The 13,337-nt window shown below is 74.7% G+C and carries 3 protein-coding genes; all 3 read right to left on the bottom strand.

The window, feature by feature from the left end; genetic code table 11:
* Nucleotides 1-6,913, bottom strand: a 6,913-nt coding sequence (locus ACIRVF_RS42580; RefSeq protein ID WP_402830528.1) for a type I polyketide synthase, incomplete at its 3' end; no start/stop codon positions are given.
* The gene (locus ACIRVF_RS42575; RefSeq protein ID WP_402830526.1) at nucleotides 6,910-11,658 is read right to left on the bottom strand and encodes a type I polyketide synthase; all 4,749 of its coding nucleotides are present in this window, start codon (nucleotides 11,656-11,658) and stop codon (nucleotides 6,910-6,912) included. The genes ACIRVF_RS42580 and ACIRVF_RS42575, both read right to left, overlap by 4 nt.
* A gap of 26 nt (nucleotides 11,659-11,684) precedes the next feature.
* Entirely contained in the window at nucleotides 11,685-13,169 is a 1,485-nt protein-coding gene (locus tag ACIRVF_RS42570; protein ID WP_402830525.1) for an SDR family NAD(P)-dependent oxidoreductase, read from the bottom strand.
* Nucleotides 13,170-13,337 lie beyond the last annotated feature (168 nt).

Here is a 13,337-nt window from a genome sequence, read left to right as displayed (position 1 = left end):
AAAGCCGCGCAGCGAACACCGGCGACACCCCCGCCAACTCCACCGCCATCCCCACCCACTGCGCCCCCTGACCCGGGAACACGAACACCGGCTTGGCAGCCGTACGGGCGCTCCCCGTGACGAGGTGCTCGACGGGCTCCGCGGCGGCCAGCGCGGCCAGGCCCTGGAGGAACCCCTCCCGGTCGGCCGCCACCACGGCGGCCCGGTGCTCGAAGGCGGTACGGGCCGTCGCCAGGGACAGTCCGACGTCCGCGGCGGACCGCTCCGGGTGCGCCTCCAGATGGGCGGCCAGTTCGCGGGCCTGGGCGCGCAGCGCCTCGGCGGACTTCGCCGAGAGGACCCAGGGCAGCGCCGTGTCGTGCAGGACCGGGGCCGGGGCCTCGCCCGCCGGCTCGGCGGCCGGGTCCGCGGGCGCCTGCTCCACGATGACGTGGGCGTTGGTGCCGCTGATCCCGAAGGAGGACACCGCCGCACGGCGGGGCTCACCGGCGGTCTCCCAGGGCCGGGCCTCGGTCAGCAGCGACACCGCGCCCGAGGACCAGTCGATGTGCGGGCTCGGCTCGTCGACGTGCAGGGTCCTGGGCATCAGGCCGCCGCGGATGGCCATCACCGACTTGATGATGCCGCCGACACCGGCCGCCGCCTGGGTGTGCCCGATGTTCGACTTGAGGGAGCCCAGCCACAGCGGGCGGTCCTCGGGGCGCTCCCGGCCGTAGGTGGCGAGCAGCGCCTGCGCCTCGATCGGGTCCCCCAGTTTGGTCCCGGTGCCGTGTGCCTCGACCAGGTCGATCTGGTCGGAGGTCAGCTTGGCCTGGGCGAGGGCCTGCCGGATCACCCGCTGCTGGGCGGGGCCGTTTGGGGCGGTCAGACCGTTGGACGCGCCGTCCTGGTTGACGGCCGAACCACGGATCACCGCCAGCACCCGGTGCCCGTTGCGCCGCGCGTCCGACAGCCGCTCCAGCAGCAGCAGTCCCACGCCCTCACCCCAGCCGGTACCGTCCGCCGAGGCCGCGAAGGACTTGCAGCGGCCGTCCGAGGCCAGCCCGCGCTGGAGGGAGAACTCCACGAAGGTGGTGGGCGTCGCCATGACGGTCACCCCTCCGGCGAGCGCCAGCGAGCATTCGCCCTGGCGCAGGGCCTGCGCCGCGAGGTGCACGGTGACCAGGGAGGAGGAGCAGGCGGTGTCGACCGTGACGGCCGGGCCCTCCAGTCCGAGGGCGTAGGAGATGCGGCCGGACAGCACACTGCCCGCGTTGCCGGTGCTGAGGTAGCCGTCCACGCCCTCGGGCACCTCGCCGAGGCCGCTCGCGTAGTCGTGGTACATGACGCCGGCGAACACGCCGGTGCTGGTGCCCCGGACGGAGGTCGGGTCGAGCCCGGCCCGCTCGAAGGCCTCCCAGGCGGTCTCCAGCAGCAGCCGCTGCTGCGGATCCATGGCGAGGGCCTCGCGCGGCGAGATCCCGAAGAAGCCCGCGTCGAACTCGCCCGCCTCGTGGAGGAAGCCGCCCTCGCGGACGTACGAGCGGCCCGGCGCGTCCGGGTCCTGGTCGAACAGTCCGTCCAGGTCCCAGCCGCGGTCCTCGGGGAAGGCACCGATGCCGTCGCGGCCGGCCGCCACCAGGTCCCAGAGGTCCTCGGGCGAGCGGACGCCGCCCGGGTAGCGACAGGCCATGCCGATGACCACGACCGGGTCGTCGTCGACCGGGCCGCCCGGGACGGCGGGCCGCTCGGCCGCGGCATCCCGGGCGGGCTCCCCGACGAGCTCGGCGCACAGGTGCCGGACCAGGGCCGCCGGGCTGGGGTGGTCGAAGATCAGGGTCGCGGGCAGGCGCAGTCCGGTCTCGGCGGTGAGGCGGTTGCGCAGCTCGACGGCGGTGAGCGAGTCGAAACCGAGTTCCGTGAAGGCCCGGTCGACGGCCACCGCATCCACGGCGGCGTGGCCCAGGACCGCGGCCACCTGGGTGTGCACGAGGTCCAGCAGGGTGCGCTCCGACCAGTCGGTGCGGTTCGCCGGGGCCGCCACCGCGGCGGCGGTACGGCGGACCGGAACCCGGATCAGGCCCCGCAGCAGCGCGGGCACCGCCACCGGGCCGCCGGGCGACCGGAGGTCCAGGGGCGTCGGCACCAGCAGCGCCTCGTCCGTGCCCAGCGCCAGGTCGAACAGCCGCAGGCCCTCCGCGGCGGAGAGCGCGGCGAGGCCGGAGCCGGTGATGCGCTCCCGGTCGCCGCTCGCGAGCCGGCCGCCCATGCCGCTGCCCTCGGCCCACAGGCCCCAGGCCAGCGAGGTGGCGGGCAGGCCGAGGCCGCGGCGGTACTGGGCGAGGGCGTCCAGGAAGACGTTGCCCGCGGAGTAGCTGCCCTGGCCGGGGGCGCCGAAGACACCGGAGGCGGAGGAGAACAGGACGAAGGCGGAGAGCCCGCGCTCCTCGGTGAGCTCGTGCAGGTGCCAGGCGGCGTCCGCCTTCGGGCGCAGCACCGTGTCGACCCGCTCCGGGGTCAGCGAGCCGATCACCCCGTCGTCCAGCACGCCCGCGGTGTGGACCACGGCCGCCAGCGGATGCTCGGCCGGGATGCCGTCCAGCAGCTCGGCCAGCGCCGTACGGTCGGTGACGTCGCAGGCCACGACCCGGGCCGAGGCGCCGAGTGCCGCGAGTTCCTCGACGAGTTCGGCGGCGCCCTCGGCGGCCGGTCCGCGGCGGCTGGTCAGCAGCAGCTGCCGGACGCCGTGCTCCCGGGCCAGGTGCCGGGCCAGCAGGCCGCCGAGCCCGCCGGTGCCGCCGGTGATCAGTACGGTGCCCTCGCCGTCCCAGGGGGACGCCTGCTCCGGCGTGTCCGTCGCCCGGGCGAGGCGGGGGGCGAACGCCTGCCCGCCGCGCAGCGCGAGCTGCGGCTCGTCGAGGGTCAGGGCGGCCGCCAGGGCCGAGCCGGAATCGGCGTCGCCGTCCAGGTCGACCAGGCGGAAGCTGCCGGGGTTCTCGGCCTGGGCCGACCGGACGAGGCCCCAGACCGCCGCCTGCTCCAGGCCGTTCACCCCCTCGCCGGGCCGGACGGCCAGGGCGGAACGGGTGACGAACACCAGCTGGGAGGACTGGTGGCGGGCGTCGGCCAGCCAGGCCTGCAGGAGGGCCAGAGCGCCGTGGGTCGCGCCGTGGACGTCGGCGAGGAGTTCGCCCACCCGATCGCAGGACACCAGCACGGTGGCCGGCACCGGGTCGAGGGCCAGCAGCTCCTCGACCGAAGCGACCCGGCAGAGGGCCTGGTCGACTACCTCGGGGAGCGGCTGGGCCACCCAGTCGACGCGGAACAGCGCGTCGCTGCGGCCGCTGTGCTGCTGCCCGGACACCGGGCGCAGGGCCAGTTCCTCGACGGTGGCGACGGGCGCGCCCGTGGCGTCCGCGACATCCAGGGCGACGGCATCGGAGCCCGCCGGGGACAGCCGGACCCGCAGGGCCGACGCACCGGTCGCGTGAAGGGTGACGCCGGACCAGGAGAAGGGCAGGCTGGGCCGGTTGTCGGTGACGAACTCGCCCAGTCCCACGGCGTGCAGGGCCGAGTCGAGCAGTGCCGGGTGCAGGGCGAAGCGGCCGGCTTCCCGCTCCTGCGGCAGCTCCACCGCCGCGAAAACCTCCTGGCCGCGCCGCCACACCGCGCGCAGCCCCTGGAAGGCCGGGCCGTAGCCGAAGCCCGCCTCGGCCAGATGAGGATAGAGCCCCTCGATCGACACCTCCTCGGCGTCCTGCGGGGGCCAGACGGTGAGGCCGGCGGTTCCGGCGGTTCCGGCGGAAAGGGTGGGCGTGGCGAGGCCCAGGCGGCCGGTGGCGTGCCGGGTCCAGGGCTCGTCGCCGTGCCGCGAGTGGAAGCTGAGCGGGCGGGTGCCCTGCGCGTCGGGGCGGCCGACGCTGACCTGGAGCTGGACGGAGCCCTGCTCGGGCAGGACGAGCGGGGACTCGATGGTCAGCTCGTCGATGCGGTCGCAGCCCACCTGGTCACCGGCGCGAACGGCCAGCTCCACGTAGGCGGTTCCGGGCACGAAGACGGTGCCGGAGACGGCGTGGTCGGCCAGCCAGGGATGGGTGCTCACCGACAGCCGTCCGGTGAACAGGACCTGGTCGTCGTCCGCCAGCACCACCATCGCGCCGAGCAGCGGGTGCCCGACCGGGAGCACGCCCGCGGAGGCGACGTCGCCCACGCGGTCGACGGTCGTCCAGTAGCGCCCGCGCTGGAAGGGGTACGTCGGCAGGTCGACGCGGCGGCCGGTGAACACCGCCGGCCAGTCGGGGACGACACCGTGGGTGAAGAGGTCGCCGAGCGCGGACATCGCCGCGAGGGTCTCCTCGCGGTCGCGGCGGAGGAGGGGCGTGAAGGCGTGGCCGTCGGCCTCGCTCAGGCAGTCCTGGGCAAGGGCGGTCAGGACGCCGTCCGGGCCGAGCTCGACGAAACGGGTGGCGCCCAGCTCGGACGCGGTGCGCACGCCGTCGTGGAACAGCACCGCCTGGCGGACGTGGCGCACCCAGTAGTCGGGGCTGGTCAACTCCTCGGCGGTGGCGAGGGCGCCGGTCACGTTGGAGACGATCCGGATTCGGGGCTCGGCCGCCTTCAGGGTGCTGACGACCGCGCCAAACTCGGCGAGCATCGGCTCCATCAGCGGCGAGTGGAAGGCATGGCTCACCGACAGACGCTTGACCCGGTGACCGGCCGCCTTCGCCACCCGCTCGATCTCCTCGACCGCCCCGGCATCGCCCGAAAGCACCACCGAACGCGGGCCGTTCACCGCCGCGACATCGACCGAACCCTCGCAACCGGCGAGCAGCTCCCCGGCCGTCTGCGGGTCGACCGCCACCGCCAGCATCGCGCCACCGGCAGGCAGCGCCTGCATCAGCCGGCCACGCGCCGCCACCAGCACGGCAGCGTCCTCCAACGAGAACACCCCCGCCACATGCGCCGCCACGACCTCACCGATCGAGTGCCCCAACAGCAGATCCGCCGTGACACCCCAGGCTTCGAGGAGACGGAACAGCGCCACCTCCAACGCGAACAGCCCCGCCTGCGCCCACACCGTCCGGTTCAACACCTCGGCATCCGAACCGAACACCACATCCCGGACCGAACCGCCCAGATGCCCGTCCAACTCCGCACACACCGCGTCGAACGCACCCGCGAACACCGGGAACATCCCGTACAACTCCCGGCCCATCCCCAGCCGCTGGGACCCCTGACCGGTGAACAGGAACGCCGTCCTGCCGGAAACGGCGGTCACGCCCTCCGGGAGGGCGGCCAGCCGCGCGAGGAACTCCTCGCGCGTGGTCGCGGTGACGGCGGCCCGCTGCTCGAACAGCGGTGCCAGGGTGAGCGAGTGGGCGAGGTCCGCGACCGACAGTCCCGGGTTGGCCTCGACGTGGGCGCGCAGCTGCTCCGCCCGGGCGCGCAGGGCCTCGGGCGTCTTCGCGGAGAGGATCCACGGCACCGCTGACGGCCGGGGGCCGGTCGGCTCGGCCGGCTCGTTCGACTCCTCGTCGAGCGGGGCCTGTTCGAGGATCAGGTGGGCGTTGGTGCCGCTGACACCGAAGGCGGAGACGCCGGCCCGGCGCGGCGCGTCGGTGCCCGGCCACGGGTTGGCCTCGGCCAGCAGCCGGACCGCGCCGGCCGACCAGTCGACGTGCGGGGTCGGCTCGTCGACGTGCAGCGTCCGCGGCAGCACACCGTGCCGCATCGCCAGGACCATCTTGATCACACCCGCCACACCCGCCGCGGCCTGGGTGTGCCCGATGTTCGACTTCACCGAGCCCAGCCACAGCGGCCGCTCCTCGGAGCGCCCGCGGCCGTAGGTGGCGAGCAGCGCCTGCGCCTCGATCGGGTCGCCGAGCCGGGTGCCGGTGCCGTGGGCCTCCACCGCGTCGATCTGGTCGGCGGTCAGCCGCGCGTTGGCGAGCGCCTGCCGGATGACGCGCTGCTGGGCGGGGCCGTTGGGGGCGGTCAGCCCGTTGGAGGCACCGTCCTGGTTCACCGCGGAGCCGCGGATGACGGCCAGCACCCGGCGGCCGTTGCGCTTGGCGTCGGAGAGCCGCTCCAACAGGAGCAGGCCCGCGCCCTCGCCCCAGCCGGTGCCGTCCGCGGCGGCCGCGAAGGGCTTGCAGCGGCCGTCCGAGGCGAGCCCGCGCTGGCGGCTGAACTCGACGAAGACGCGCGGGGTGGACATCACCGTGACACCGCCGGCCAGCGCCAGGGTGCACTCGTCACGGCGCAGCGCCTCGGCGGCCAGGTGCAGGGACACCAGGGAGGCGGAGCAGGCGGTGTCGACCGTGACCGCGGGCCCTTCGAGGCCGAGCACGTAGGAGAGGCGGCCGGACAGGACGCTCGCGGCGTTGCCGGTGCCGACGTACCCCTCCAGCCCCTCCTCGGGGGGCTGCCCGCCGAACAGGGAGCCGTAGTCCTGGCCGTTGGTGCCCATGAACACGCCGGTGCGGCTCTCGCGCAGGGCCGTCGGGTCGAGGCCCGCGCCTTCGAGGGTCTCCCAGGCGACTTCGAGCATCACCCGCTGCTGCGGGTCCATGGCCCGCGCCTCGCGGGGGCTGATGCCGAAGAAGGCGGGGTCGAAGTCGGCTGCGCCGTCGAGGAATCCGCCCTCTCGGACGTAGCTGGTGCCGGCCCTGTCCGGGTCCGGGTCGTAGAGGGCCGCGAGGTCCCAGCCGCGGTCCTCGGGGAACGGCGCCAGGGTGTCGGTCCCGGCCGCCAGCATGTCCCACATCTGCTCGGCCGAGCGCACACCGCCGGGGAAGCGGCAGCCGATGCCGACGATCGCGATCGGCTCGTGGCTGCGGTCCTCGGTGTCCCGCAGGCGCCGGTTGGCGTCGTCCAGGTCGGCCGTGACCCGCTTGAGGTACTGGAGAAGCTTCTGTTCGTTGCTCATGTTCAGCGGGTTCCGTACTTCTGGTCGATGTAGGCGAAGAGGTCGTCCGCGCTGTCCAGCACGGGGCTCTCGGCGGATTCGTCGGATTCGTGGGAGCCGTGGGGTCCATGGCTCCCGGCGGCGGCGCGGGCGGCCGCGAGGAGGGCCTCCAGTCGGCCCAGCACCTCGGTGTCGAGGGCGTCGGCGTCGAGGCGGGGCAGGGCGCTCTCCAGCCGGACCAGGTCGGCGAGCACCCGGGTGACGGCGGTGCCGCCGAGTTCGGTGTCCAGGAACCTGGCCAGCGCCTGGGGGTTCGGGTGGTCGAACACGACGGTCGCGGGCAGGGCGAGGCCGGTGGCGGCGCCGAGGACGTTGCGCAGGTCGACCGCCATCAGGGAGTCGAAGCCGAGGTCACGGAACGGCCGGGTGGCGTCCACCTTGTCCGCGCTGCCGTGGCCGAGCACCGCGGCCGCCTGGTTCCGGACCAGGTCGAGCAGGGCCGGCAGCCGGTCCTCGTCGGGCAGGGTCGCGAGCGCCTCGCGCGGTCCCGGGCCGTCGGCGGGCCGGGGCGCCGCCTCGGGTATCGCGGACAGCAGGGGGCTGGGCCGGACGGCGGTGAAGCCCGGGGCGAAGCGGGCCCAGTCGATGTCGGCGACCGCCAGGCAGGCGTCGCCGTGGTCGAGTGCCTGCTGCAGCCCGTCGAGTGCCCGTCCGGGGGCCATGGCGCGCACGCCGTGGCGGCTGAGCCGCTCGCTCACGACCGCCTCCCCGGCGGCCATGCCGCCACCGTCCCAGGCGCCCCAGGCGATGGCGGTCGCGGGCAGCCCGTCGGCGCGGCGCTGCTCGGCGAAGGCGTCCAGGAAGGCGTTGGCGGCGGCGTAGTTGGCCTGGCCGGAGCCTCCGACCGAACCGGAGAAGGAGGAGTAGAGCACGAAGGCGCTCAGCTCGTGGGTCAGGGTCAGCTCGTGCAGGTTGAGGGTCGCCGCCACCTTGGGCCGCAGCACGGTGGCGAGCCGGTCCGGGGTGAGCGAGTCGAGCACGCCGTCGTCGAGCACGCCAGCCGTGTGCATCACCGCGGTGAGCGGGAACTCCTCCGGGACGGTCGCGAGCAGGGCGGCGAGCTGACCGCGGTCGGCCACGTCGCAGGCGGCGACGGTGACCCGGGCGCCCCGCTCCTCCAGTTCCGCGACGAGTTCGCGGGCTCCGGCGGCCTGGCTGCCCCGGCGGCTGGTCAGCAGCAGGTGCTCGGCGCCGAGGTCGGCGAGCCGACGGGCGAGGTGCCCACCGAGCGCCCCGGTGCCACCGGTGATCAGGACCGTACCGGACGGCCGCCACTCGTTGACCGGCGCGGCCGCCCGCTGGGCGCGCACCAGCCTGCGGGCGTACAGGCCGTCGCCGCGTACGGCCAGTTGGTCCTCGCCGCCGGCTCCGGTGAGTGCGCCGCACAGCCGGGCCAGCGTGGCCTCGTCGAAGGTCTGCGGCACGTCGATCAGGCCGCCCCAGCGGCCCGGCGCCTCCAGCGCGGCCGCCCGGCCGAGTCCCCAGACCTGGGCCTGCGCCGGGTCGGCGAGCCGCTCGGCCGGGCCGACGGCCACGGCGCCCGTGGTCGCGCACCACAGCGGTGCGTCGATCCCGGCGTCGCCCAGTGCCTGCTGCAGGAGCAGCACCTCGGTCAGCCCGGACTCGCCGGTGACCGACGGCAGCCGCAGGACCCCGGTCAACTCTTCCTCCTCTCCGATGACTTCGCGCAGCCGTACGGCCAGGTCCCGGCGGGACAGGGCCGCGTCGGCCAGATCCGCGCTGATCACCGTGGCACCGCGCTCCGCCAGGGCTGCGCCGACCGTGGCGCGCGCGGCCCCGAGCACCAGCCAGGTGCCGTCGAACGCGACGGCCCCGGGGTCGCCGACGGGCTGCCAGACGGCCCGGTACTGCAGATCGGCCGAGGACGGGGCGGCCGGCGCGGACGAGGCGGCGGCGGGGGCCGTTCGGGGCCAGTAACGCTGACGCTGGAAGGGGTACGTGGGCAGGTCCACACGGCGGGCACCCGAACCCCCGTACACAGCCCGCCAGTCGGGCGCGGTGCCCCAGCAGTGCAGGGCGCCGAGGGCGGCGGCTACGGCCTGGTCCTCCGGGCGGTCGCGGCGCAGGAGGGGCGTGAAAGCGTGGCCGTCGGCCTCGCTCAGGCAGTCCTGGGCAAGGGCGGTCAGCACGCCGTCGGGGCCCAGCTCGACGAAACGGGTGGCGCCCAGCTCGGACGCGGTGCGCACGCCGTCGTGGAACAGCACCGCCTGGCGGACGTGGCGCACCCAGTAGTCGGAACTGGTCAACTCCTCCGCGGTGGCAAGGGCGCCGGTCACGTTGGAGACGACCGGAATCCTCGGCTCGGCCGCCTTCAGGGTGCTGACGACCGCGCCGAACTCGGCGAGCATCGGCTCCATCAGCGGCGAATGGAAGGCATGGCTCACCGACAGACGCTTGACCCGGTGACCGGCCGCCTTCGCCACCCGCTCGATCTCCTCGACCGCCCCGGCATCGCCCGAAAGCACCACCGAACGCGGGCCGTTGACCGCCGCGACATCGACCGAACCCTCGGAGCCCGCGAGCAGCTCTGCGGCGGTCCCGGGCGTGACGGCCACCGACAGCATCGCGCCACCGGCAGGCAGCGCCTGCATCAACCGGCCACGCGCCGCCACCAGCACGGCAGCGTCCTCCAGCGAGAACACCCCCGCCACATGCGCCGCCACGACCTCACCGATCGAGTGCCCGAGCAGCAGATCCGCCGTGACACCCCAGGCTTCGAGGAGACGGAACAGCGCCACCTCCAACGCGAACAGCCCCGCCTGCGCCCACACCGTCCGGTTCAACACCTCGGCATCCGAACCGAACACCACATCCCGGACCGAACCGCCCAGATGCCCGTCCAACTCCGCACACACCGCGTCGAACGCACCCGCGAACACCGGGAACATCCCGTACAACTCCCGGCCCATCCCCAGCCGCTGGGACCCCTGACCGGTGAACAGGAACGCCAGCTTGCCCGCAGAAGCGGCAGACTCCACCGCCTCCTGGCACGGACGCCCCTCCGCCAGGGCCTCCAGCCCCCGCAGCAGCCCCTCACGGTCCCCCGCCACCACCGCCGCACGACGGTCCAGCACGGCCCGGGCGGTCGCCAGGGAGTAGCCGACGGCCGGGAGGGTCAGCTCCGGACGGTCGGCGAGGAAGGCGCGCAGCGAGCCCGCCTGGGCCCGGAGTCCGGCCTCGTCCCGCGCGGACAGCACCATCGGCACGGCCCGGCCCGGCGGCGAGGCCGCGTCGGCTTCCCCGGAGTCCGCCCGCTCGACCGCGGGCGCCTCCTCCAGGATCACGTGGGCATTGGTCCCGCTGATGCCGAAGGACGAGACGCCCGCGCGACGCGGCCGGTCGGTCCGCGGCCAGTCGACGTTCTCGGTGAGGATCCGGACGGTGCCGGCCGACCAGTCGACCTGCGGGGTCGGCTCCTCGACGTGCAGGGTCCGCGGCAGTACGCCGTGCCGCAGTGCCAGCACCGTCTTGATGACCCCGGCCACGCCCGCCGCCGCCTGGGTGTGCCCCAGGTTGGACTTCACCGAGCCCAGCCAGAGCGGACGGTCGGCGGGCCGCTGACGCCCGTACGTGGCGATCAGGGCCTGGGCCTCGATGGGGTCGCCGAGCTGGGTGCCCGTCCCGTGCGCCTCCACGGCGTCGACCTGGTCGGCCGTCAGTCGGGCGTTCCCGAGGGCCTGTTCGATGACCCGCTGTTGCGAGGGACCGTTGGGCGCGGTGATCCCGTTCGAGGCGCCGTCCTGGTTGACGGCCGAGCCGCGGAGCACGGCCAGCACCTCGTGGCCGTGGCGCCGCGCGTCGGAGAGCCGCTCCAGCAGCAGGATGCCCGCCCCCTCGCCCCAGCCGGTGCCGTCCGCCGTGGCCGCGAAGGCCTTGCAGCGGCCGTCGCGGGCGAGACCGCCCTGACGGCTGAACTCGGTGAAGAGGGTGGGCGTGGACATCACGGTGGCACCGCCGACGAGGGCGAGCCCGCACTCCCGGCGCCGCAGGGACTGGGCGGCGAGGTGGAGCGCGACCAGCGAGGCCGAGCAGGCGGTGTCGACCGTCACGGCGGGCCCCTCCAGCCCGTACACGTACGACAGGCGGCCGGAGAGCACGCTCGCGGCATTGCCGGTCATGATGTGTCCGGCGAGGTCGTCGGTGGAGTTGATCGCCACCGGGGCGTAGTCCTGCCCGTTGGTGCCGACGAACACCCCGGTTCGCCCGCCCCGCAGCGACCCGGGGTCGATGCCCGCCCGTTCGAAGGCCTCCCAGGAGGTCTCCAGCAGCAGCCGCTGCTGGGGGTCCATGGCGAGGGCCTCGCGCGGGGAGATCCCGAAGAACCCGGCGTCGAAGTCGGCAGCGTCCGGCAGGAAGCCGGCCCGGCGCGCGTGCGAGCCACCCTCGGCGGCGGGCGAGAGCAGGGCCGGGAGGTCCCAGCCCCGGTCGGTGGGAAAGCCGGTCATGGCGTCGCCGCCCGAGACGAGCAGCCGCCACAGCTCCTCGGGGCTGTTCGCCCCGCCGGGGAACCGGCAGCCCATCGCGATGACGGCGAGCGGCTCGTGGTCCCGGCCCTCGCTGTCCCGGAGGCGCTCCTGCGTCTGCTCCAGCTCTGTCGACACTCGCTTGAGGAAGTACCGGAGCTTTTCTTCGTTGGACACGGGATGGTTCTCCGTCGGGGAAGTGCTGGGTGCGGGATGTGGGTCGTTCATCGGCGTGGTGTTCCCGGGACGCCGGTTCATGAGATGCCGAACTTCTCGCCGATGAGGCCGAAGAGGTCGTCGTCGGAGACGGAGTCGAAGTCCTCGGAATCGGGGGACCCGGCGGACCGCTCCTCGTCGGAGTCCCGCCACCGGGAGACGAGGGCCTGCATGCGGAGCATGATCCGGGTGTGTTCGGGCGAGCCGGAGCCGAGCTGTTCCAGGGCGCGTTCCAACCGGTCGAGGCCCTCCTGCGGCGTGCCGCCCCCCGCGAGGCCGTCCTCGGCGAGTTCGGCGCCCAGGTGCGCGGCGAGGGCCGCGGGCGTCGGGTGGTCGAACACCAGGGTGGCCGGCAGGGTCAGCCCGGTGGCGGCGGCGAGGCGGTTGCGCAGCTCGACGGCGGTCAGCGAGTCGAAGCCGGCTTCCCTGAACGCGCGGTTGACGGCGACCGCTTCGAGCGAGCCGTGGCCGAGGACGGCCGCGACGTGGCCCCGGACGAGCGCGAGGAGGGCTTCCTCCCGCTCGGCGGCGGTCCTGCCGCGCAGCGAGTCCCGCAGGGCGCCGCCGGTCGTCTCCATGTCCTCGGCCGTCCCGGCGAGCGACTGCAGCTCGGGGAGCTGGGACAGCAGGGGGCTCGGCCGGCCGGTGACGAAGGTGGGTCCGAAGCGGTCCCAGTCCACCGCGGCGACGACCAGGTGGGTCTCGTCCCGGATCAGTGCCTGTTCCAGGGCGGCGATCGCCGACTCGGGCGCCATCGGCACCATACCGCCCCGCCGGAGCCGCTCGGTGACGACCTCGGTCTCCGTGGCGAGGCCCGAACCACCCCAGGAGCCCCAGGCGATGGAGGTGGCCGGGAGTCCCTCGGCGCGGCGGCGCTCGGCCAGCGCGTCCAGGTGGGCGTTGGCCGCGGCGTAGTTGCCCTGCCCGGCGCCGCCCACGGCGCCGGCGAACGAGGAGAAGAGGACGAAGGCCGAGAGGTCCAGGTCCCTGGTCAGCTCGTCGAGGTGGTCGGCGGCGTCGGCCTTCGGGCGCAGCACCCGGGCCAGCCGCTCCTCGGTCAGCGACTCCACCACCCCGTCGTCCAGCACGCCCGCCGCATGGTAGACGGCGCTGACGGGGTGCTCGTCGAGCAGCCGGGCGAGGGCCTCGCGGTCACCCGCGTCACAGGCGGCGATCGTGACCTTCGTGCCCAGTTGCTCCAGTTCTGCGGCCAGTTCACGGGCGCCCGGGGCATCCGGGCCCCGCCGTCCGGTCAGCAGCAGCCCCTCGGCACCACGACCGGCCAGCCAGCGCGCGACGTGCGCGCCCAGTGCGCCGGTGCCACCCGTGATCAGCGTGGTGCCGGAGACGTCCGGGGACGCGGCCGGAGCGGACCCGCTGCGGGCCCCCCGTCCGGCGCGCACCAGTCGGCGGCCGTGGGCGCCGCCCTCGCGGATCGCCACCTGGTCCTCACCGGTCGCACCCGACAGGACCCGCACCAGCCACGAACCGGCCTCCGCACCGAGTCGGACCGGGACATCCACCAGACCACCCCACGACCGGGACCGCTCCAGAGCCACCACCCGCCCCAGACCCCAGACCTGAGCCAGCGAAGCCACCGGCGCGCCATCCGCCCCACCCACCGACACCGCACCCCGCGTCACACACCACAACGGCGCCGACACACCCGACTCACCCAGCACCCGCACCAA

This window comes from Kitasatospora sp. NPDC101157 (assembly GCF_044768255.1).
Lineage (GTDB): Bacteria > Actinomycetota > Actinomycetes > Streptomycetales > Streptomycetaceae > Kitasatospora.
This window is presented reverse-complemented; position numbering and strand designations above follow the sequence as displayed.

Coding starts and splice junctions, on each gene's coding strand:
- ACIRVF_RS42575 (WP_402830526.1), bottom strand. CDS start 11,658: ATGAACGACCCACATCCCGCACCCAGCACTTCCCCGACGGAGAACCAT.